General features: G+C 38.5%; 27 protein-coding genes, 1 tRNA gene, 1 other RNA gene and 1 pseudogene. 10 read left to right on the top strand and 20 right to left on the bottom strand.

The window, feature by feature from the left end:
- Window positions 1–243: 243 nt before the first annotated feature.
- From V7138_RS11135 to V7138_RS11125, 3 genes are all read right to left on the bottom strand, one after another.
- Window positions 244–1,098, bottom strand: a complete 855-nt coding sequence (locus V7138_RS11135) for an AraC family transcriptional regulator (protein WP_335397092.1) — start codon at window positions 1,096–1,098, stop codon at window positions 244–246.
- Window positions 1,099–1,163: 65 nt separating this feature from the next.
- Complete coding sequence (locus tag V7138_RS11130; protein WP_335397089.1) at window positions 1,164–1,595, bottom strand: NUDIX hydrolase; 432 nt, start codon at window positions 1,593–1,595, stop codon at window positions 1,164–1,166.
- Window positions 1,588–2,223 (bottom strand): Type 1 glutamine amidotransferase-like domain-containing protein, encoded by a 636-nt coding sequence (locus tag V7138_RS11125; protein WP_335397086.1) that lies wholly within the window; start codon window positions 2,221–2,223, stop codon window positions 1,588–1,590. Before V7138_RS11125 ends, V7138_RS11130 begins: the two co-directional genes overlap by 8 nt.
- 133 nt (window positions 2,224–2,356) lie before the next feature.
- On the opposite strand from V7138_RS11125, the gene V7138_RS11120 reads away from it, so the two are divergent.
- Entirely contained in the window at window positions 2,357–2,881 is a 525-nt protein-coding gene (locus tag V7138_RS11120) for a sigma-70 family RNA polymerase sigma factor (protein WP_335397084.1), read from the top strand.
- Window positions 2,874–4,184: a DUF4179 domain-containing protein gene (locus tag V7138_RS11115; RefSeq protein WP_335397082.1), complete on the top strand. Its 1,311-nt coding sequence runs from the start codon at window positions 2,874–2,876 to the stop codon at window positions 4,182–4,184. Before V7138_RS11120 ends, V7138_RS11115 begins: the two co-directional genes overlap by 8 nt.
- Before the next feature lie 40 nt (window positions 4,185–4,224).
- Here V7138_RS11115 and V7138_RS11110 read toward each other — a convergent pair whose 3' ends face one another.
- On the bottom strand, window positions 4,225–5,232 hold the full coding sequence (locus V7138_RS11110) for a DUF3231 family protein (RefSeq protein WP_335397080.1): 1,008 nt from the start codon (window positions 5,230–5,232) through the stop codon (window positions 4,225–4,227).
- A gap of 228 nt (window positions 5,233–5,460) precedes the next feature.
- On the opposite strand from V7138_RS11110, the gene ssrS reads away from it, so the two are divergent.
- Window positions 5,461–5,655: non-coding RNA, 6S RNA (gene ssrS / locus V7138_RS11105), on the top strand.
- Window positions 5,656–5,775: 120 nt separating this feature from the next.
- A tRNA-Arg gene (locus V7138_RS11100) sits at window positions 5,776–5,849 on the top strand.
- Between the two features lie 66 nt (window positions 5,850–5,915).
- Here V7138_RS11100 and V7138_RS11095 read toward each other — a convergent pair.
- The 4 genes and pseudogenes from V7138_RS11095 to V7138_RS11080 all read right to left on the bottom strand — a co-directional run.
- Window positions 5,916–6,059, bottom strand: coding sequence for a hypothetical protein (locus V7138_RS11095; protein WP_335397077.1), 144 nt, complete (start codon window positions 6,057–6,059; stop codon window positions 5,916–5,918).
- A 190-nt stretch (window positions 6,060–6,249) separates the two neighbouring features.
- Window positions 6,250–6,672, bottom strand: coding sequence for a DUF1801 domain-containing protein (locus tag V7138_RS11090; protein ID WP_335397074.1), 423 nt, complete (start codon window positions 6,670–6,672; stop codon window positions 6,250–6,252).
- A gap of 40 nt (window positions 6,673–6,712) precedes the next feature.
- On the bottom strand, window positions 6,713–6,979 hold the full coding sequence (locus tag V7138_RS11085) for a hypothetical protein (RefSeq protein ID WP_335397071.1): 267 nt from the start codon (window positions 6,977–6,979) through the stop codon (window positions 6,713–6,715).
- A 57-nt stretch (window positions 6,980–7,036) separates the two neighbouring features.
- Window positions 7,037–7,297, bottom strand: a pseudogene (locus V7138_RS11080) (DUF4181 domain-containing protein); the annotation flags it as partial.
- Window positions 7,298–7,690: 393 nt separating this feature from the next.
- On the opposite strand from V7138_RS11080, the gene V7138_RS11075 reads away from it, so the two are divergent.
- Complete coding sequence (locus V7138_RS11075) at window positions 7,691–9,295, top strand: ribonuclease J (RefSeq protein ID WP_438824345.1); 1,605 nt, start codon at window positions 7,691–7,693, stop codon at window positions 9,293–9,295.
- A 24-nt stretch (window positions 9,296–9,319) separates the two neighbouring features.
- Here V7138_RS11075 and V7138_RS11070 read toward each other — a convergent pair whose 3' ends face one another.
- Genes V7138_RS11070 through V7138_RS11060 form a run of 3 tightly spaced genes read right to left on the bottom strand, consistent with a single transcriptional unit; the run spans window position 9,320 to window position 10,732 of the window.
- The gene (locus V7138_RS11070; protein ID WP_335397066.1) at window positions 9,320–9,793 is read right to left on the bottom strand and encodes a tetratricopeptide repeat protein; all 474 of its coding nucleotides are present in this window, start codon (window positions 9,791–9,793) and stop codon (window positions 9,320–9,322) included.
- Entirely contained in the window at window positions 9,790–10,320 is a 531-nt protein-coding gene (locus V7138_RS11065) for a cysteine hydrolase family protein (RefSeq protein ID WP_335397063.1), read from the bottom strand. Before V7138_RS11065 ends, V7138_RS11070 begins: the two co-directional genes overlap by 4 nt.
- Window positions 10,298–10,732 carry a VOC family protein gene (locus V7138_RS11060; RefSeq protein ID WP_335397061.1) on the bottom strand — a complete coding sequence of 145 codons (435 nt, stop codon included), beginning with the start codon at window positions 10,730–10,732 and terminating at the stop codon, window positions 10,298–10,300. Before V7138_RS11060 ends, V7138_RS11065 begins: the two co-directional genes overlap by 23 nt.
- Before the next feature lie 348 nt (window positions 10,733–11,080).
- On the opposite strand from V7138_RS11060, the gene V7138_RS11055 reads away from it, so the two are divergent.
- Window positions 11,081–11,542: a CarD family transcriptional regulator gene (locus V7138_RS11055; protein ID WP_335397177.1), complete on the top strand. Its 462-nt coding sequence runs from the start codon at window positions 11,081–11,083 to the stop codon at window positions 11,540–11,542.
- Window positions 11,543–12,053: 511 nt separating this feature from the next.
- On the opposite strand, the gene V7138_RS11050 is transcribed toward V7138_RS11055, so the two are convergent.
- Genes V7138_RS11050 through V7138_RS11035 form a run of 4 tightly spaced genes read right to left on the bottom strand, consistent with a single transcriptional unit; the run spans window position 12,054 to window position 14,187 of the window.
- Entirely contained in the window at window positions 12,054–12,674 is a 621-nt protein-coding gene (locus tag V7138_RS11050) for an NAD(P)-dependent oxidoreductase (RefSeq protein ID WP_335397058.1), read from the bottom strand.
- A gap of 42 nt (window positions 12,675–12,716) precedes the next feature.
- On the bottom strand, window positions 12,717–13,196 hold the full coding sequence (locus V7138_RS11045) for an SRPBCC family protein (RefSeq protein ID WP_335397054.1): 480 nt from the start codon (window positions 13,194–13,196) through the stop codon (window positions 12,717–12,719).
- A gap of 16 nt (window positions 13,197–13,212) precedes the next feature.
- Window positions 13,213–13,734 (bottom strand): GNAT family N-acetyltransferase, encoded by a 522-nt coding sequence (locus tag V7138_RS11040; protein ID WP_335397051.1) that lies wholly within the window; start codon window positions 13,732–13,734, stop codon window positions 13,213–13,215.
- A gap of 9 nt (window positions 13,735–13,743) precedes the next feature.
- Complete coding sequence (locus V7138_RS11035; RefSeq protein WP_335397048.1) at window positions 13,744–14,187, bottom strand: hypothetical protein; 444 nt, start codon at window positions 14,185–14,187, stop codon at window positions 13,744–13,746.
- 151 nt (window positions 14,188–14,338) lie between these two features.
- Here V7138_RS11035 and V7138_RS11030 point away from each other — a divergent pair, with 151 nt between their 5' ends.
- Window positions 14,339–14,563, top strand: a complete 225-nt coding sequence (locus tag V7138_RS11030; RefSeq protein WP_335397046.1) for a hypothetical protein — start codon at window positions 14,339–14,341, stop codon at window positions 14,561–14,563.
- Window positions 14,564–14,582: 19 nt separating this feature from the next.
- Here V7138_RS11030 and V7138_RS11025 read toward each other — a convergent pair whose 3' ends face one another.
- A complete protein-coding gene (locus V7138_RS11025) occupies window positions 14,583–15,026 on the bottom strand; it encodes an ASCH domain-containing protein (RefSeq protein ID WP_335397044.1) in 444 nt (147 codons plus the stop codon).
- Window positions 15,023–15,535, bottom strand: coding sequence for a topology modulation protein (locus tag V7138_RS11020; protein ID WP_335397041.1), 513 nt, complete (start codon window positions 15,533–15,535; stop codon window positions 15,023–15,025). Before V7138_RS11020 ends, V7138_RS11025 begins: the two co-directional genes overlap by 4 nt.
- Before the next feature lie 79 nt (window positions 15,536–15,614).
- Between V7138_RS11020 and V7138_RS11015 the strand changes: the two genes are divergently transcribed.
- Window positions 15,615–16,217, top strand: a complete 603-nt coding sequence (locus V7138_RS11015) for a lysophospholipid acyltransferase family protein (protein WP_335397038.1) — start codon at window positions 15,615–15,617, stop codon at window positions 16,215–16,217.
- Between the two features lie 30 nt (window positions 16,218–16,247).
- On the opposite strand, the gene V7138_RS11010 is transcribed toward V7138_RS11015, so the two are convergent.
- Entirely contained in the window at window positions 16,248–16,808 is a 561-nt protein-coding gene (locus tag V7138_RS11010; RefSeq protein ID WP_335397036.1) for an AAA family ATPase, read from the bottom strand.
- Between the two features lie 192 nt (window positions 16,809–17,000).
- Here V7138_RS11010 and V7138_RS11005 point away from each other — a divergent pair, with 192 nt between their 5' ends.
- On the top strand, window positions 17,001–17,270 hold the full coding sequence (locus V7138_RS11005) for a YobA family protein (protein ID WP_335397033.1): 270 nt from the start codon (window positions 17,001–17,003) through the stop codon (window positions 17,268–17,270).
- A 56-nt stretch (window positions 17,271–17,326) separates the two neighbouring features.
- Here the strand turns inward: V7138_RS11005 and V7138_RS11000 are convergent, their stop codons facing one another.
- A complete protein-coding gene (locus V7138_RS11000) occupies window positions 17,327–18,553 on the bottom strand; it encodes an MFS transporter (RefSeq protein WP_335397030.1) in 1,227 nt (408 codons plus the stop codon).
- Window positions 18,554–18,690: 137 nt separating this feature from the next.
- On the opposite strand from V7138_RS11000, the gene V7138_RS10995 reads away from it, so the two are divergent.
- Window positions 18,691–19,167: a glutathione peroxidase gene (locus tag V7138_RS10995; RefSeq protein ID WP_335397027.1), complete on the top strand. Its 477-nt coding sequence runs from the start codon at window positions 18,691–18,693 to the stop codon at window positions 19,165–19,167.
- Here V7138_RS10995 and V7138_RS10990 read toward each other — a convergent pair.
- Window positions 19,162–19,662: a DNA-deoxyinosine glycosylase gene (locus V7138_RS10990; RefSeq protein ID WP_335397024.1), complete on the bottom strand. Its 501-nt coding sequence runs from the start codon at window positions 19,660–19,662 to the stop codon at window positions 19,162–19,164. The genes V7138_RS10995 and V7138_RS10990 overlap by 6 nt on opposite strands.
- Between the last annotated feature and the right edge of the window lie 263 nt (window positions 19,663–19,925).

The following is a 19,925-nucleotide window of genomic DNA, read 5'->3' as shown; positions in this document are numbered from 1 at the left end:
TTATATATTTTTCGAAAATTTCCGTCGAATTTTTGTTTAGTGCGGTTTGGAGATTACTCTAATAATCATAGATATTGAATAACGGCCATGGAAATAAAATATTGACCATAGAAACGAGGCTATTGCCCATAAAAATAAAATATCCCATAGATTGATATTCTTTGGGTCTTTGCTATAAAGTCATTACTTTCCAGTTGGGAATTGACTAACTAAGCCCCAAGGAAACTCCTTGGGGCTCACAGCTTACTTCACTGGAATCCAAATTTCTGAATAATAATTAGGTTCATATGCGTTTCCTGCGGGGTATAGTTCGAACTCGGCGATACCGCCGTACTCATATCCGCTTGATGGGAACCACTCCGAGTAGATTTTTTTCCACGCGTCCTGCATCGCATGTGGCATCGCGCCATGCACCTCGAATACCGCCCATTTTGATGCTGGAATGTCTAAAGTTTCAAATTTTCCTGATTCTCCATTTACATTTTCCACCGCCACCCAATAATCGATTGCTCTGACGTTCGGCTCACTGACACAGACTCCCAAAATCCCATTAATGTCGCCGTTATTCAGTGGAATCAAGGCATCACAGGTACCGTCGGTATTGACTTCCTCCCATAACTTCGGAATTTTACGGAGATGTTCATCATTCACACATGAATAATTTCGCTTTACACCTACTGCTTTGAATCCTTCCTTCTCAACAATTCGATACTTCACCGGATCTGCTCCTTTCAAACTCACCTGGATGACCAGGCGGCTATATGATTGCAGCTTCCCAATCCCCTTTCGGACATCACTTGGCGTTACCCCATGTTGCTTCCGAAAAGCTTTTGAAAAAGCCTCGGGAGTGTCGTAGCCATATTTGCAGGCTAGATCAATAATCTTTGTGCTTGTTTTCATTAATTCTTCCGCTGCAAGTGTTAACCGGCGACGGCGGAGGTAATCACCTACTGTGATGTCTGTTAAAATCGAAAAGGTCCGTTGAAAATGAAACGGTGAAGCATTGGCATGCCCTGCTATTTCCTCGATTGACACATCCTCCAGCAAATGGTCCTCCATAAAATCGATTGCACTTTGTAAAGATTCTAGCCAACTCATTCTCCTCACTCCTTACCTCAATTCTATCTACCAAACGATATTTCTTCCTGTCATTTTGTGCTTTGTTAAGACAGATTTCGAATAAAAAAGGTCCGTGTGTCATCGTGGGTGAGCTTGCTTAGGACCTGATTCTTTGGCATAAATCGAAGTTCCGCAATTTCTTCATCCAGTGGCGACAAATTCTCTATATCACCCCTGAATTCCACTAAAAACATCGTCGTCTCCTGACGCTCGTAACCGATTTTTTCTTTAATTTTTTCAGGAAATCGAAAGCAAATCTTCTCCTCGAATTCCTCCCTAATTAAAAAATCAGTCGAACCCGTTTCTTCTTTAAGTTCACGGAGCAAGGCATGTTGAGGTGATTTATCAAAGTTTTCAATTCCACCCTTGATGAAATCCCACTCCCCTGGTATCTTATCGGAACTGATTTTGACTTTATGAACGATTAAAAATTGCTCATCCTTATAGATAATTGCTCCAACCGCACGTCTAATCATAAAAATGGGGCTCACTTCCTTCATGTTCAAGCAGCTGTTCATTTTTAAAATAAATACCTGAATTTTCGTCGATTCCATATGCAGGTACATTTAATGTAGAAATGGCTTCTAAAAGATTTTCTTCACCACCCCATTCCGAAAAATGGACGGAAATCACACAATGCTTAAGCAAACCTAAGCCTGATAAATATTGTTGTTCTTGTTTTAGAGTGTCTTCTGGTGAAATCACACAATGCTCACAGGAGACTAAAGCTCCTGCTGAGAAACCTGCTACAGGTACACCCTCATAAAACATTTTTCGAATGGTATCTCCGACGGGGGTATCAACAATATAGGTACGGTAAAGCTCGGTTACCCCGCCTCCAATAATAATTCCAGTGCATTTTTCTAGCTGAGTCAGTTGTTCCTGAGTTGGAGTTTCTGAAAGTGCAAAATAATAAAAATCTTGCACGTCACAATTGCCTAAAACCTGTGTATAACTCGGCCTATATTCTTGCCAGCCTGGTCGCTCAAGAAACAAAATAGCAATTCTAGCCACTTTACTGCCCGCTAAATCTGCAAATCTCTTCCCTAATTTGTCATTAAATGGAGGTCCTCCCCCAAACAAAAATAAGTGTGTATCCGACATTTTACTTCAGTCCTTTTTCGAAAATGATAAGATTTATATGTATTTCGACTAATAAATGCTAAAATCCTTTTATAAATTTGAAACGTTTTGGATGACTAATTTATCTAACTCTTAGATGAAAGGAGGAAGGGTTTTGAGTATAAGTAAACTAGTCGCAAAGGCAAAAAAGGGAAATACCCGTGCTTTTCAGGAATTAATTGATACCGAAAAAACGAAGCTTTATAAAATGGCCTATTTGTATATGAAAAATGAGGACGAAGCGCTTGAGGTGTTTCAGGAAACAGTGTATAAGGCGCTCGCCTCGCTTAAGGATTTAAAAAATGATACATATTTTTCGACCTGGATTACTCGAATTTTGATTAATACCGCAATTGATCAGCTTCGCAGGAAAAAAAGAGTGATCCCAATGGAACGGGATTTCCTTGAGAGTAAAGCTCCCTCTTACTCAAATAAGGAAGTCGACTCTGACCTATTGAACGCAATGAAAGGCTTAGATGAAAAATATAAAACTGTTTTAGTTTTACGATTTTACAGGGACTTTACCATCAAGCAAATCGCAGAATTTCTTGATTGTCCAGAAGGAACTGTGAAAACAAATATTCACCGTGGGATTGCCCTATTGCGTAATCAATTAAAGGAGGATATTGCGAATGAATAACAAATTCCCTGAATTTAAAAATGAACTTGAAAACATTCATGTGCCCGTTGATAAGCTTGATCGCATCATTCAACAAACAATCAACGATAATCGAAAACAGAAACCCAGAAGTAAAAAAATTGTCCTAACCACAGTCGGGTCTGTTGCTGCAGCATTTATCCTGTTTTTAGGATCAGCTACATTTTCCCCTACTTTAGCAAAGGTTGCTTCTGAAATTCCTTTAGTCGGAACCTTTTTCAATGAATCTGGTGATGAAGGGTTACAAATTGCCGGAAAGAGTGGGCTTACTCAAGTCATTAACCAGACAGCAAAGGATAATGGTGTGACGCTGACAATGAATGAAATTTTTTATGATGGCACTCGATTAACATTTGGCATGACCCACGAGTCACTCGTTGCGATTGGCGATATCGAGCGACCAACTATTTTGGTAAACGGAAAAGAGATTAATTTTAGTGCAGGTACCTCTGGAAAATTTATTACCCCATCTAAATATGAAGTAGTCATGGATATTAAGCCGACTGAAGATCTTCCGGAAGAGTTTGAAATGAAGGTCATCATTGATGCTGTTGGGCTACTACCAGGGAAATGGAAATTTGAATTTCCGGTGAAGCAATCAAACGAAGTGACAGTTATTCAACTTAACAAAACAAATGTTATTTATGATGCTGAAGTGACTGTTGAGTCTATAAAGGTCGGACCAGCAGGAACAGATTTAGCGATTCAAATAAAATCGGATCCAAATCATACAAAAATGGATCCTTATCTGGATCTGCATTTTGCCATGATCGATGATCAGGGGAGAGTTCTACGAAGTCTTTCTGGCAGTGGGCATGGAGAGACGATTGACGGGGTTGAGGTTGCAAACCTTGATTTTCTTTATACGCCAATTAAAGATGGAGTAAAAAGCATGACGATTATTCCTTATAAGATTCCTACTGGAATAGGAGCAGTTGAGGAGTTATCCGTTTCATTAAATGAATCACTTCCTGTTGAAATCAATCAAGGTGAGGTTGGGAAAATAACGGTGACGGATGTTGATTTTCTTGATGATAAAACAGTCGTGTATTTTGAATTAAACAGTGAATTTCCATTTGACGATAACTTAACGATGAATCGAACATGGCTAGAATCGAAGGATGACAAGGATTTATCGTTCCAAGACGATCCTTTTGCTCAACGAATTAAAGGAAACTTATTTAAACAAGAATTTAAAACTACGAAAAGTAAGGATGTAAAATTTAAGGCTTATAATATCCCGAACCCAATCGTTTTTGAACCATTCGAAGTCACATTACCTTAAAAAAGAAAAAGTCAGGCCATGGTTAGCCTGACTTTTTTCGTTATTCATTATCTGCAAGTGCCTTTCTATCAACAGCATGTGGTGGTTTTTCAAACCATCCTTCATCAATCATGAGATTAGCACCATCTTCTACATATCTTCCAATATCTAAAATAAACTTACTAAACATCAACCCTAGGTCTCGTCTGCCGTTTAGTGACATTGCATTCGCATAAGACCGAATCTTCATCGAGAACATATCAATTTTATGGAATGTCATTAACTTATCTGAGAATGGTGGAATCGTGGATGCCTCCACCAAATCATCAAGTAAAGGATGACCAGGCAGATTATCCTCGTGAAGCTTCGCTAAACAATCCTTAATATGATCCATGGTAATTTCCTTGCCACGGAGCATAAACTCCTTCACCTTTTTATGATTGGCCACTTGACTGAATCCCATCAATAATCCTTTACTCGCCACATTATTTTCAAGATTATCTTGGAGATGAGCAATTTCTAAAGCATGAAGAGGTCTTACGTCACCAAAGAATCCAGATAGGTAGCTCTGTTTTTCCACAAAACTCACTTCTTTTGGGATTGGAATGACTGGTGGCTTTGTTAAAAATCCTTTTTTCTCTAACGTTTCATTTAATGCAACTAAAAAATCTGTCGTATCTTTGTTAAATCCAAGGACCGTATCTCTGACATCCCGCCTAATCATCATTGGTATTGCTGTGGAGTAAAGACTTAGACCCGCTTTCGCTGTATATTTTAAATAATGAAGATAGAATTCATCTGCAAATAATCTTGGAGCATCTATATTTACATCTTTTTTGACATCAAAACCAATCGGAATCGGGAAATTTTCCTTATTGTAGATCGTCTTAATCTCTTTGACGAATTTTTCACTAAGGCTTTTCGCATGTTTGAGGATTTCCATTGTATCAGGATCCTGGCAATGTTTTTGGTAATAAGTTAATACACAAATTGACATGGTATTTCCCATATAAACGGCCCAAAGTTTCCCCATTTCTGCTGAAGTAAGCTGTTCGTTGTTGGATTTCATTTCCTAAACTCCTCTTTCCTTTTTTATGTAGTATTTTCAAGATAAGCGGAAGTATTCAAATAATGTAGGTTTCCGAAATATTTTTCGACAAAAATCACGATTAGCATCTTGTACGATTGCTGTTTTATCAATGGCACTCCACATTATCAGAAAAGTCATTAGACATAGATCTACATTTTGGATGATTTTTACATTTGATTTCATGGATTCAATCATGTAGTATACATATACAAGCTACATTGTACGTAATCATAATAAAGTTTAACCTTTGAACTGAAATAGGGAGTTTAACATTGAAGCTGGAATGGCAGGCCTTCGTCCATGGCGACCTGAAGGACATACAGGAACGTTTCTGCAAACACCCACTTTGAGGAGTGGTGGTTTTAAACTTTCTTAGGGTATTACGGCAATTGTGGCTTTCCCAATTAAAGATCAATCCATTTTCCGTATGGAGAATGGATTTTTTATTTGGGTTGTAAGTCTTGACCATTCGTGCAAATTAACTTTATAATTATTTTCTGAAGTAGTTTTACATTTCATCATGTCCCAGTAGCTCAGTAGGATAGAGCGACAGCCTCCTAAGCTGTAGGTCGTAGGTTCGATTCCTATCTGGGACGCTAAAGAATAGCCCCTCGATTTGAGGGGCTATTTTTTTACACAAAGAAAAAAGAGGCTTCAAGCCTCTACACTTCCTTTGTCTTCGTCTCTTTTTCAGCATATGCCGAGATACCTTCGCTTATTGTGCGATCGATATCCAGATATGGCTTCCCACGAAGGGCCTTATTTGAAAAAATTTCAATGCTTTCTTCTTTCGTATCCTTTGGCAAACGGAACACCCCCAACATTGGCAAATTTCTACATTAGCCCTATTGTGGGCAATCAGCTCGATGTTCATGCATTTTGTGAACGAACGATTTGAGGTCATGTGAATCCCCCTAATTGGTTATTACTACCATCGCACTCCATTTTGGGGGATAACTAAATTTGATTAACTTTATGTATTTGCATAAGTTTTACTTATTCCGCTGGGTAGGTCTCTCTTAAAAATTTTATAGATTGATGTATAAGCTCTTTCAGCACCTCCACATCGATATCTGAAATTTTGTTGATGTATACACATGCTTTTCCTGTTGTATGTTTACCAAAGTTTTCGAGTAACTCCTCGCGCTTCGTATCGCCTGTTGCAAAATACAAACTAATCTTTGCCTTGCGCGGTGAAAAACCAACAAGCGGCGCATCGCCCTCATGGCCGGACGCATATTTGTAATGGTAGGATCCAAACCCAATAATGCTCGGTCCCCACATTTTGGCTGGATACCCCGATGCTGCTGTAAAAATATCTAAAAGTTTGTATGCATCTTCTTTCTTTTTTGGATTATCGACTTTCTCAATGAATTCAATGACACTTGCATCGTTTTCTTTCGTTTTTAATTCGTACACTTTTTGGCCTCCTTGGTAGTAGTAGGATTGACATTATTTATTAGTTCAAGACGTTGGATGGGGATTCCTGCTTTTTTGGGGCTGGTAATTGGCTAATGGCAAGACGAAGGTTGTGGAAAATGAGGTAGTCTTTTTCTTTTAAATAGGGCAAATAGTACTGCAATGATTGTTCCCCGCGGTATCCCGCTATTCTTCTACCATATTCATCGCTAATTTCCTGATATTTTGGATGTGAATCTGATAGTCTTCCGATCAAACCAGCTAATTTTCTTATTCTAAGTGGGACTTCTAATTCTTTTTTGTTCATTTGCATGCTCCTTTTATTTTTTCTACCATACATTTACTTGAAGTTTACTGTCTATCATTAAAATATCCACCATTTAGCCACACCAAAGATTATTAATAACGTTACTAATTCATACAGAAAAAGGTTATGATGCTTCTTTTCGCGTTCGTATTTCCAGTGCATGAATGCGCGGAACAAATTAAGGATGCAAAAGAAACCGATTATGTATAGAAAGATATAGTCCATGGCAAACCACAAACCGATAATATAGACAACAAAAAGAGCTATTTCAATGCGAACCTGGGCTTTATTTACCCATCCGTACACCCATCCTCTTCTTTTTTCTACTTTCTTCGTAAAAAAACTTCACCAGCCCATCCAATAGGGATTGTAACTAATACAAGAATAATCAATTTAACAATCATAGATTCACCTTATCCTTTCCGTTGGTTCACACCCATTATATTCACCGATATATGTTCACCATTAATTCAATCGGAAAGACAAAATACGCTCAATGCGTTACTTCATAATATTTCGTAATTCAAATTCATACTCCACCCATTCAATAGGCCTCGCAAAACTATTTTAACATATTCTGGAACTCCATATAAATAAATCATTCCATCTCTGGTAAAACTAAGGACATGCTGTAAGAAGTAGGAGGCGTATGTAGTGGAGAACGGATTGTCCATTTTTGCACTTGGTGGAATAAATGAAATCGGTAAAAATATGTATGTGGTGCAGTATGATGATGATATTTTTGTGATTGACTGTGGGGGGAAGTTTCCTGATGAAAGCCTTCTTGGAATAGATTTGATTATTCCGGACTTGACCTATTTAGAGGAAAACCGGGAAAAAATTCGCGGGATGCTGGTAACCCATGGGCATGAGGATCATATTGGCGGAATTCCTTATTTTCTCAAAAAGCTCAATGTACCGATCTATGCGACACGGTTTACGCTCGGATTAATTGAGTTGAAGTTAACGGAGCATCGTCTGCTTGCCGATACCAAGCTAATTCCGATTGACTCTGATTCCAAGCTTGAGTTTGACAAAACTGTAGTTTCCTTTTTCAAAGTGAATCATAGTATTCCGGATTGCCTTGGAATTGTTTTCGATACACCTGAAGGCAAGGTTGTCCATACTGGAGATTTCAAGTTTGATTTGACTCCAGTAAATGACCAGCATTCGGACATTCACCGGATGGCTGAAATCGGGCGGGAAGGTGTACTAGTTTTATTATCGGAGAGTACGAATGCGGAGCGCCCAGGATCAACTCCGACTGAATTAAAAGTTGGGCATTCGATTGAAGAAGCTTTTATGAAAGCAACTAGAAAAGTATTTGTCTCGACGTTTGCTTCGAATATCAGTCGGGTTCAGCAGGTTGTGGAAGCAGCCATTAAGACAAATCGAAAGCTTGCGCTACTTGGAAGAAGTATGGTGAATGTCGTAGATGTTGCGGTTGAACGCGGCTATCTCTACATTCCGGATGGCATGCTGATTGATGCCCGAGAGGTAGAAAACCTTGCGCCTGAGAAAGTTTGTATTTTATGTACAGGCAGTCAGGGGGAACCGATGGCAGCGCTAGCTCGTCTATCCAATGCAAGCTACCGCGATGTACAGATCCTTCCTGAAGATACAGTCATCTTAGCGGCCGGTCCAATTCCAGGTAATGAAAAAAATGTCTCACGTATCATCGACAATTTGTTTCAGCTTGGGGCGGTTGTTTTATATGGAGGAAGCGCGACTGGGATGCATGTTTCCGGTCATGGGTTTCAGGAAGACCTCAAGCTTATGTTGACTTTAATGAAACCCAAATACTTTATCCCTATTCATGGGGAGTACCGGATGCTTCATCAGCATAGGTCACTTGCGGTTTCAGTTGGGGTGGAGCCTGAAAATGTTTTTATCATTCAAAATGGCGATGTAGTAGATGTGAAACAATCAGAAGCGCATCAAACTCGAAAAATCCCTTCAGGTGATACATATGTGGATGGAATTGGTGTTGGGGATGTTGGCGATATTATTTTGCGTGACCGTAAGCAGCTTTCTGAGGACGGTATGGTCGTCATTGTTGTCACGCTAAGTAAAAGAGAACAGAAAATCCTATCAGGACCAGATACGATTACACGTGGATTTGTGTTCAATCGAGACTCAGAAGTACTTCTTCGTGAGACAAACCGAATTGTAAAAAAAGCAATCCTTGATCTGCAAAGTGAAAACAAGTACCAGTGGAACGCAATGAAAAAGGAAATTAAAAAGACAGTGGGGCAATATTTATTCGCACAAACAAAACGGAAACCGATGATTCTGCCATTTATAATCGAAGTCTAACCCTCCTAAAACAGGAGGGTTCTTTCATTTCCAAGTTTCATCTAGCTTATCAGCGTAAAATTCGATGGCGCGCTTGTACCGTTGTAGGGACGTATCACTCGATGTTCCAGCCAAACTTTTTAAAAGAAGCTCCATCGCTTCAGCATAGCTCCCAAGATTGTAGAGTGCCATTGCGTAAAAAGCCTTCAACGCATGATTTTCAGGAAATAGCTCTATCCCCTTTAATAGAGTCGTCTCAGACTTCTCATATTCTCCGAGAGTTCGATACGTGCTTCCTAAACCAAGTAAGGCCCCTTCCAAATCTTCATCGGGTAAACCAAGCTTAATTGCATTTTCGTAAAAAGGAACAGCTTCAGATTCTAGCCCTAACACATCAAAACTCCAAGCAACTTGGTAGTTTAGCTGGGGGTTCTCAGGGTTTTCCTTCACCAACTTCAATAGACGCTCGTTCGATTCTTTGAGCCGTCCCTCTTTTCTAAGCTCCATAGCTGTCTTCATTTTTGATAGGTCTCCTGGTATTCGTTGTAATAAAGGACTTCTATTGTTTCTGACCAGTTAAGGACGGTTCCCACAAAATCCTTAATATCGAGTCCCTTCATCTCATAGGTATCTTCGGTATTCGTTGTGCCAGTAGCATCTTCAATGAAGGTAACTTTGTATCCTCGATCATATCCTGAAATCGCTGTAAACATACAGCAAAATTCGGATTCGAAACCTGTTATGAAAATATGATCAACCCCTAATTCCTCTAGAATAGACGCAAGATTCGTCTTAAAAAATGCACTTGGCGTCTCTTTTTCAACTATATAATCAGCGAAATCCCTGACCGATTCATGAATCATAGAACCGCTTGAATCTCTATGGAGAGGGCTCTCTTCGTTTTTGTCAAAGTGTCTTACCATAATCACCGGTAGTTTTTTCGCTTTGAAATCTTGAATGATTTGTTGAATTTTAGTAAGTTCCTCACTGAAATCTTTGAAATTCACAATACCGTTTTGGACATCAATCACCAATAATGCTTGCATTCTCTTTCCCCCTCTTTTTAAAAATTGGACTAAGCTCGCTCCAGACGTCAAATAGGTTGCCATCCGGGTCTCTGAATACAAAATTTTTCCCGGCATGGCCTCGATCTTCAATTTCTCCAACAGAAATTTGACGTTCTTTATAATCCTTATGTAGGTTTTCTAAAGCTTGTAAACCATCAACCTCAAAGGTTAGCGAGAATCGTTCTTGTCCTTTTGCATCATCGAAATTTGCAGTTTGCCCTTTAGGAGCAGCCACAAGGAAAAAGCTTTGATCTGCTAGATTAAGAATCGCCTTGTCCTCGTCTATATAGTTTAGCGCTGCCCCTAGGTTTTCTGTGTACCAATTGGCCGAAAGCCGAACATTTGTAACGGGCAGATAGGTGGTTCCAACACGTTGTAGTTTTTGTTTCATAGTAGGTTCCCCTCACTCTCTTCATTTGCGATGAAATACGTTATGTATTTAAATTCGAGATATGGTTTCATATTCCTTCAATTCTTTTTAGGTGCGATTGCTGAACAAGGCAGTCGCATTTTTATTAAATACGTTACGTAGAATAATAATTTAATTTTTAAATTTTATACGGAGTATTAACCTCCTCTTTCTTGAAAACACGACACGATTTCCTTTTGTTTTTATTTTTCGATTTTCAAACAAAAAAGTATTGACACGTAAAATAATTTTATGATATTATTATAAATTTGATTAAATTTTGTATATGTGTTAGAGTTAAGAAGGTTACCAAATATGGAGGTGGATTATTTGTTTCAAATTGGCGATAACATTGTTTATCCAATGCACGGAGCAGGAATAATTAAAGCCATAGAAGAAAAGGAAGTCTCAGGGGAAAAACAACAATATTATGTTATAAAAATGTTAATCGGTAATATGCAAGTCATGATTCCTACGGGTAAAATATTGACTTCTAATGTACGCCCTGTTACTGACATAGCTGCACTAAAACACATCATAAACATTTTTCTGCATGGAGAATCAGATAGATTACTGCCGTGGAAACAACGGTTTAAAGTGAACACGGACAAAATAAAAACGGGTAAAATACAAGATTGTGCAGAAGTTGTACGTGATTTAATGCGTATGAAGGAAGAAAAAGCACTTAATACGAGTGAAAAAAAAATGTTAGATAATGCACATGAATTTTTGGTTGGTGAACTAGGATTAATTAAAGGGATTACTGAAAATCAAATAAAAATTTTCTGTTAGAGGTAATTTAAGTTATTGTATTACATCTCCCAAAAATATCCTGAATTTTTGGGGATTATGTTTTTTAATAAAATTAAATTTTTTCAAAGACATTCAGCTTCTTCAACTCACCTTTAGAGCATTATCCTCTTTTGTTCTTTCAACAATCGAATCCATTTTTATTCTTTAATTTCTTTTATGAACGTTTGAAATTTCATCAAAAACTCCGCAAAATAGTCACTTGATTTTTTGCGATCCTAATTCACACTGGCACGGACAAGGAGCCGTAAGAATGAAAGAGAGGTAGGGCTTTCATTGTATTAGGTAAATCAAGATATTATTTACGTCATTATTTCTAGAAGGAAAAACAACAATTAACTACACCTCTATCTTTTAGAATTATTACATTACTGAGACAGAGAATAGGAATTATTTATCTTTTTTTCGAATAAGTATCACCATATGGTCAACTACAAAAAATGGTTTCCAGACAAGGAAACCATTTTTTATTTACATAATATGAACAAGAATATTAATACGCAATACCTACACGCGATTTTAGATAATCGTTTGTTTTTATCTGAGTAAATGTAAAAAATGCTGTATCCGGTACAGAAATTTCAACTCCACCCTCCGGTAAAAAATTGCGGTCTATTCGATATTTACCTACCCTTTCTCCATCTGGCAAGTACGTAGGACAGACAATCGTCCATTCGAGGGTAGATTGTTTGAGCAGATTGTAAACTTTATGATGTTCTTCCGCTGCACGGGTTGACTTACGCTTTGATTCACTTGACTGATACCGCAATAAATTTGGGTTGGTTCTACTTTGCAGAATACCTGCAGTTCCTATCGTTATAATTCGTTGTATTCCTTCGTTTTCCATTGCTTCAATAATTAGTGGCATACTTTCTGATAGAGTCGTTGTCCCATCGGTATTAAGTGCACTAATAACTACATCAATCCCATGCATCGCACGTACAATATCATCTTTATTTAAAACATTACCCTGAATAATCGTTAAATTTTCATTATCTATTTGGATCTTCTCTGGATATCGGACTAATACAGTCACATCTTGTCTGTCATTTAGAGCTAAAGAAACTATATGACTTCCAACTCGTCCAGTTGCACCTAAAATTAAAATATTCATAAGGATGAGGCTCCTTCATAGTAATGGACAGGCTTCTTCTATTTATTTGGTTAGGTGATTGATCGCTTGCACGTATTGTTCATACAAAGGTTCCCACATTTGTTTACGATTTTCCACCTGGTTGCCATTTAGCAACATGCCAATTACATCTAGACACACATGCCAACCCGCTAAATCTCTCGGTGTGTGGTCGGTAAGCTTTGTAATTGTTTCGATTAACAGCAATTTACATCCATCTGGCTCAGAAGAAAGCTCAAAGCGAACACTGTCATCTGCCCATGTGAATTCCAACACAGAATGATCACTAAAGTCAGTAATCGTCATTTCCTCGAAAATTCCATTTCCCATATCAAAAAGAAGCCGGCCGCTTTTTCGAAGATCATCTACTTTTAATTCTGGAAACCACGTTGGTAGTTTATCATTGTCAGTTAGCATTGCCCAAACTTCTTCAATTGAGTGGGAATAATGTCGTTCAAAAGTTGCTATGTAATTTGGTTCCTTTTTTGTAAGAGTTGCGAGCATATTGTGCCTCCTATTATTAGAATCTCGTGTCAAAGCTTGCTTTCAGATTGTCCCATCCGTACACCGCTTCTTTTAGTTTTTTTCCGCCGATTTCGACTTCAACAGCATCTAGTTTTCGTGCTCCAAGTGCTTCGTAAAATAGACAGGATTTATTATCTTCCAATACTAATACTAGCATTGTGTTTATATTCTTGTCCAAAAGCTGCTTTACAACAGGAATTACTAACCTTTTACCCAAGCCTTGTCCTTGATATTCTTGAAGCAAATAGATGGCGTAGAGTTCGCCCTGATAGTTTTCATACTCTCCACTACGCTCTTTTCCACCACAAGCAAACCCGACGACTTCTCCGTTATCATTTTCCGCTACAAAAATATGTCCGTTAGGAATACCTTTTTTCCACATCTTTTCCCTAGATTCATAGGACAATTGCTCGAGATATTCATCAGGAACAATTCTGGAATAGGTCGTTCTCCAGCTATCAACATGTACTTTGGCGATGCCTTTTGCGTCAGATAAAATCGCTTTTCTTATATTCATTAGAACCTCCTATTTGACCTCAAGTGCAAATGCATAAAATGCGTCACCCTTTGATACTTCTCCGTCGTTCCACCAAACACCATAGGAATAATAGTACACGCCTTTTTCCTCAGGTGCAGTAATGTGGTGATTATCTACTTCAACTTCTGTTTCCTTGTCACCAAGGTAATAAGCTACATGCACCTCATTGGGCATCGGCTCATAGTCCATTATAAAGGTTATCTCTTCACCAGGCTCCACAACAATCGGATCCTTTCCTTCTAAAAGCACTTCGGGTCCTGCTGTGTCAGCGCATGTACTTCTCCAGCAATATGTTCCAAGAACTGTTGAGTATGTTTCATCTCCGATTTGAATACTGGTTTCAGGTGGATTACTTCCCGTTAGCCCGCCTTCTCCACAACCTGCAAGGGCAACCGAAATTCCTATTAAAAATACAAACATCCATTTTTTCATTTTGTTTCCTCCTATTGTGCTCTTTTACTAAATTGACGAAACCTCCAAAAAAAGGTTACATAATTTGAAACCAAAACGCTTATTTTTCCGTATATTTGGTATAATGGAAAATAAATGTAGAAACGGGTTTATTTTTTAAGGAGGGCATTCGATGACGGGTCTAGTTGCGGTTGTTATGGTATTTTCAATTCCACTTGTTGCGATTATTACGAGCCATTTTCAAACACAATCAAAGTATAAACAGAAAATGATACAGGAAGAGTTAGAACTAGAAAAATTAAAGCATGAGAACTACTTGCTTGAAACAGAGAAGATGCGTGTCGAACTTGAAAAAATGAGGCTTGAGGCTCCAAAGGATGGAACGAAAATAATCTAAGCACCCGATTGGGTGTTTTTTATTTTACATTAATTAATGCGAAACGCTCACAGACTAGTAACATATCCTCTGAAAATTCACGGCCAATTTTTCGTAGTTCTTCCATGAAAAACGTAACATGTACGTCTTTCCAAAACTGGTAGGTTCGATCTCCTTCCCCTTCAGCAATTGCGAATTCTTCAGGAACCTCATTCATCGGTTGAATCGTTACCTCAATCGTTTTTATGATCGCTACGGGTTCATCACTACTATTTAATAGAATGCTATAATCATCCACCTTTGGAAGTGGCTCATTTTCAATCTCGTAAAATACATATCCGGAACAGGTTGCTGTCTTAATACCATCAATTACTAATTGTCCAAGGTGGTCAGGGTCTGCCCCAAACTGCCATGCATTAACAGATTCTGGTTTTTCTTTCCCTTCCCAGAAGTCATTCCAATATTGTTGGGCTGCATTATTCATCTAATATCCTCCAATTTATTTATATAGTTTTTAATCTCCTTTTTCCCCCGTAAGATAATCACTGTTTTATCCCTCGATAAACGATTAAGTCTTTCTTGCATTTTATGGATTCTTGGTTTGTAGGTCGTCCAAATGAAATTAATGAACTTCCAATCTATTTTTTCTGTACATCCGAGGTCTGGGCGCTTTTTTCCAATATGTTTAAAATAGCGTTTAAACACACGGTAGAGGCACTGGTATCTAGGAAGTTCAAGATAGATAATGGTGTCAGCTTGCTGTGCACGCAGTTCGAAGGTACTGCTATAATTTCCGTCTATAATCCAACTGTCTTTTGTGAGGATTTCCTCTTGAGCTTGTGTAAATTCTTCAAGCGATGCTTCCACCCAGCCTGGTTTCCAAAAGTAACGGTCTAAGTGGTACACGTCAATTTCGAGTTGTTTTCCTAATGTTTGAGCAAAAGTTGACTTTCCAACACCTGCTGAAACTCCAATCACCATGATTTTTTTCATGTGTTTCCTCGCTTTATTCGTATTTATTTCATGCTATAATTTTACTAGTATGAAAGTTTTTAAGAAGGGGTAAGTCAAAGTGTATTATTTCGTTGCAAATATTGTAAAAGGCATACTTACAGCAACAGGTGGGATTAAGCTTTATCACAAAGAGAAACTGCCAAAGGAAGGCGCCTATGTTGTTGCTTGTACGCATACAGGGTATGTCGATATTTTGTGGCTAGGTGTATCATTGCTGCCACGGCAAATTCATTATATGGCAAAAAAGGAATTGTTCACCAACAAATTAATCGGAGGCTTTTTATCAAAGCTGAATGCATTTCCGGTAGACCGCAGCAACCCAGGTCCTAGTGTTTTAAAAGTTCCGTCCAGATTACTCTCAAAGGGGGAGATTGTTGGAATTTTCCCGAGTGGAACACGGACGAATGAACAAACTGCACTGAAGCAGGGGGCCATTACGATTGCGCAGCGAAGCAAGGTTCCTGTTGTTCCTGCCGTGTATGTTGGACCGAATACCGTTAAAGAATTAGTAAAGTTTAAAAAAGCTAAGATTATCTTCGGTGAACCCTTTTTGATTGCATCACCAGACATGGATGCCAAACAGGCACGTGAACATTTTACACAAGAATTAGAGAGAAAATTTGAGTTGCTTCGCGATGAGTTACATGGTGGACAACACTAACGCTTGGAGTGGAAATTCCAAGCGTTTATTTTACAATTTAAATTTTTCCTTGATCATTTTAGCTACTTCTTCAGCGCTAAGATTCGTGTTGTCTATCCTCAGGTAGTTTTCAAACGTAATTTCACCTTCATATGAATTCAAGCGATGCTTCTCCATCGTTTGTTTTATATCATTTTCAGACCATTCTATATCCCGTTTTTTTGGCTTGTGTTCCAATCGATTTGGTGTTTTATTTCTTTTAAATCTTTCTTCTAAGTCGGCCTCTAATTCAACATAATATACAGTGGCCCCTCTTGATTCAAAAAGATCGGATAGTCGCTTTACATACTCCCAATCCGATTCGAGGTTAAACATCCAGACATAGGTAAATATCATGCCATATAAATCACTTTTTGAAACTTCTTCAAAGATTTCCTGACGGAACAATTTGACTAGCCGTTTCCCCTCTTTTGTACTGTAGTCGAAAAAGTGACTCACCAAGTCAATCGTCATGTGGTTATGAAACAGCTTTAAATCTGTTATTTTCGCTAATTCCTGCCCCACCGTCATTTTGCCAACCGCTTGCGGACCAAAGATATGTACAAATTTCATAAGCGTTCCCCTTTGCTTTTTGAATATTTTAACATAATTGCACAAAATTTCACGCTATATTTTTTATTCGTAACCTTTTGACCTTTAATCACGCCAAATAGAATGAGGTGACGTTATGAAGCGGATTGTATTTCTATTTATTTTGTTGCTGGTTGGCTGTGGTACGGGTGGTCAAAATGGCGCGTTGATGAGATGACCATAACTGGTTATGTTCTTGAAGTTGGCGACCGAATTTTAGTAAATGAAAAGATTTCCAGGGAGGAATTTGACACAAAGACAGAACAGGAACTCCATGATGAATACTACCTTACAAGTATTTTTTTCAGCATTAACTCTATTGATTCCTCGGTTGTGTCAAAGCTTAAGGTGGGTCAAAAGGTCAGGATCGTGATTGAGGGTGCCATCGCAGAGTCGGCACCGGCACAAGCGAAGGCGAGCAAGATTGAAATTGTGGAGGATTGAGGGCTGCGATTTAAGTTCGCAGCCTTTGTTTTTGGGTGACTTTTTGCTTCCTAAACTTATACGGCTTTCTCCTCCGTAAAATATACTTGTTTCGTTGGCCGAGATACGAGAATAATCACAAAAACAGCAAGCACCACGCTGATTGCGGATAATGTGACAATCGTGTATCTTAATGGCAGTAGGTCACCCATGATTCCTATAAATAACAGAAAAACGACAGACACTGCACTTTGCAGCACACTTACGATACTCGTAACACGCCCCATGATTTCTACAGGTACATTGTTTTGGTAAAAAGTAGTAAAGCCTGTATTTGAAAAGGCAAAAAAGAAGCCTAAAATGACAAAACCAGTTGCGGCCATTGCAAAGGAACTTGCCAAGGAGTAGATTAAATAACCTGTTGCAAGCATAAAGAGTCCCGTTCCAATAAGCGTGCGAATCGATAGAAATCTTGAAACAAAGATAACTAATAAACCGCCAGCAGCATAGCCAATCCCAGTCACACTCATTAGGAAGCTATATTGCACCTCAGATAGACCAATCACCCTTTGTGTAAAAACAACCTCCTGAGAATCCATCGCCATTGTAAAAATATCAAATACAATAAAGCTGGAATAGATAGTCATGACAAATGCTGTTTCTTTTCCAAAGCGGATAACCACTCGCCAATCTTCTAGTAAACTTTTTAATTGAAGCTTTTCCGTTGTGTGGCTTTCACTGTTATCGATATTTGGTAACAATGCAATCAAAATTGCTGAAATAACTAAGGAAATCGCATTGCTATAGATTGCTAATTCAAGACTACCAATTATAAAAAGCAAACCCGCGATTGCAGGACCTGTAATAAAGGCACCAGAAGAGACCAAGCTTCTAATCGAATTAAAGGTCTTCCGCTGTTCCTTTGGAATAAGGGCTGTTATATAAGTAGTTGATGTCGGGTAAAAAAAAGATTTTGCTACACTGATGACAAATAGCAAGGCATAGATCATCCAAATACTTGGAAGAAGTGGAATAATGCCAACTCCAATTGCCCGAATAATGTCGGTGACAATCATAATTTTCTTTTTATTTGAGCGGTCAATGATGCTTCCAGACCACCCATTTACAAGGATGGATGTGATGGGTCCGACAACCCAGAGAGCTGCAACCGCCGCGGCTGAGCCCGTCATTTTTAATACTAATAAATTAATTGCTACTAGATAAATAAAATCCCCCAAAGAGGATAGTCCCAACCCGGTTAAAAGAATTGCAGGGAACTTCCACTTTTCTAATAACTGCTTCATTTAGATGCCCTCGTTTACAAAAGATTTCCTCTCTCCTGAATATTACATGAAAACCCCTTTGAAAAGAAGCTAAAACTTGAATGTCCAACAAACATCAATTACGATTATGGTAATTTGTACATAAGGGAGTGAAAAAAATGGCAAGTGTGTATGATTTTGAAGTAAAAACGACAAATGGCGAATTGAAATCGCTTAAAGAATACGAACGAAAGCCACTTTTAATTGTCAATACAGCAAGTAAATGCGGATTCACGCCGCAATTTAAGGGATTGCAGCGGCTATATGAAAAATATCAAAATGATGGCTTAGTTGTTCTTGGATTCCCGTGTGCTCAGTTTGGGAATCAGGAATTCGAAAGCATACAAGAGACGACCTCTTTTTGCGAAACAAATTATGGAGTGACATTCCCAATGTTTGCAAAAGTTGACGTGAATGGTGATCATGCAGATCCATTGTTTCAATTTTTAAAGGACGAGCAAAAAGGGGTATTATCTAAAGCGATTAAGTGGAACTTCACTAAGTTTTTGGTAGATCGCAATGGGCAGGTCGTGGAACGCTATGCCCCACAAACCGAGCCGGCTAAAATAGAGGAAGACATTGAAAAAGTGTTATAGATATTCTTTGATAATTTTCCACTCTTGGAGCTTGCCTTCAAGAGTTTTGTTATATTTTCCGGGCACAGGACTTGTGGATGGAAGCTTAATGACCTCAACCCCCGGTAAGCGATTGAGCCCAATGTATGTTGAATAGCTTTTGTATGATTTTGTGCCGTTACAAACGATTAAGCGAATACTTGAGTGTTTTTTTACAAAAGACTCAATCTCGTTCGGCTCTTCATTTTTAATATTGGCGTCCAAACTTCCTTCACGATGGCAGCTATATAACACGTCCCAAAGGGCAATTTTTCGTTCTTTTAAAAAGCCAATCTTATCCTCATAAGCTGTTATCTCCTGATTTTCAAAAAGCAGGAACATGATTTTCCAAAAATGATTACGTTTGTTTCCGTAGTATTCTTGTTTCCTTAATGATTCTACACTTGGCATTGAGCCAAGGATCAATACTCTCGGGTCTTTGCCCACTACAGGTGCTAGCCCAAAAATTCTCTCCACAAATATCACCTTTTCTGCTATGATCAAATACGACTTGACGTATTTGCGCCCGATTTTTTTAGGCCCACACGACGTGGGTCACAAAGACGTTGCCACAGGATGTGGCGTACTTAGTCTTTGATCTTATGCGAGATACAGTGAAACTTCAATCTGTGGATGTATTTTTCCACAGATTGTTAGTTGAACCAATCAGGATTTTACTGGCAATTGCCCTCCGTGAGGGCTTAGTGCCAGTTAATGCTGGAAAATTCCCTTTAAAAAAT

The organism is Bacillus sp. JJ1533 (genome assembly GCF_036965045.1).
Lineage (GTDB): Bacteria > Bacillota > Bacilli > Bacillales > Bacillaceae_L > Ferdinandcohnia.
This window is presented reverse-complemented; position numbering and strand designations above follow the sequence as displayed.

Coding starts and splice junctions, on each gene's coding strand:
- V7138_RS11135 (WP_335397092.1), bottom strand. CDS start 1,098: ATGAGTTGGCTAGAATCTTTACAAAGTGCAATCGATTTTATGGAGGAC.
- V7138_RS11130 (WP_335397089.1), bottom strand. CDS start 1,595: ATGATTAGACGTGCGGTTGGAGCAATTATCTATAAGGATGAGCAATTT.
- V7138_RS11125 (WP_335397086.1), bottom strand. CDS start 2,223: ATGTCGGATACACACTTATTTTTGTTTGGGGGAGGACCTCCATTTAAT.
- V7138_RS11115 (WP_335397082.1), top strand. CDS start 2,874: ATGAATAACAAATTCCCTGAATTTAAAAATGAACTTGAAAACATTCAT.
- V7138_RS11110 (WP_335397080.1), bottom strand. CDS start 5,232: ATGAAATCCAACAACGAACAGCTTACTTCAGCAGAAATGGGGAAACTT.
- V7138_RS11085 (WP_335397071.1), bottom strand. CDS start 6,979: ATGAACAAAAAAGAATTAGAAGTCCCACTTAGAATAAGAAAATTAGCT.
- V7138_RS11075 (WP_438824345.1), top strand. CDS start 7,691: ATGTATGTGGTGCAGTATGATGATGATATTTTTGTGATTGACTGTGGG.
- V7138_RS11070 (WP_335397066.1), bottom strand. CDS start 9,793: ATGAAGACAGCTATGGAGCTTAGAAAAGAGGGACGGCTCAAAGAATCG.
- V7138_RS11065 (WP_335397063.1), bottom strand. CDS start 10,320: ATGCAAGCATTATTGGTGATTGATGTCCAAAACGGTATTGTGAATTTC.
- V7138_RS11060 (WP_335397061.1), bottom strand. CDS start 10,732: ATGAAACAAAAACTACAACGTGTTGGAACCACCTATCTGCCCGTTACA.
- V7138_RS11050 (WP_335397058.1), bottom strand. CDS start 12,674: ATGAATATTTTAATTTTAGGTGCAACTGGACGAGTTGGAAGTCATATA.
- V7138_RS11045 (WP_335397054.1), bottom strand. CDS start 13,196: ATGCTCGCAACTCTTACAAAAAAGGAACCAAATTACATAGCAACTTTT.
- V7138_RS11040 (WP_335397051.1), bottom strand. CDS start 13,734: ATGAATATAAGAAAAGCGATTTTATCTGACGCAAAAGGCATCGCCAAA.
- V7138_RS11035 (WP_335397048.1), bottom strand. CDS start 14,187: ATGAAAAAATGGATGTTTGTATTTTTAATAGGAATTTCGGTTGCCCTT.
- V7138_RS11030 (WP_335397046.1), top strand. CDS start 14,339: ATGACGGGTCTAGTTGCGGTTGTTATGGTATTTTCAATTCCACTTGTT.
- V7138_RS11025 (WP_335397044.1), bottom strand. CDS start 15,026: ATGAATAATGCAGCCCAACAATATTGGAATGACTTCTGGGAAGGGAAA.
- V7138_RS11020 (WP_335397041.1), bottom strand. CDS start 15,535: ATGAAAAAAATCATGGTGATTGGAGTTTCAGCAGGTGTTGGAAAGTCA.
- V7138_RS11010 (WP_335397036.1), bottom strand. CDS start 16,808: ATGAAATTTGTACATATCTTTGGTCCGCAAGCGGTTGGCAAAATGACG.
- V7138_RS11005 (WP_335397033.1), top strand. CDS start 17,001: ATGACCATAACTGGTTATGTTCTTGAAGTTGGCGACCGAATTTTAGTA.
- V7138_RS11000 (WP_335397030.1), bottom strand. CDS start 18,553: ATGAAGCAGTTATTAGAAAAGTGGAAGTTCCCTGCAATTCTTTTAACC.
- V7138_RS10995 (WP_335397027.1), top strand. CDS start 18,691: ATGGCAAGTGTGTATGATTTTGAAGTAAAAACGACAAATGGCGAATTG.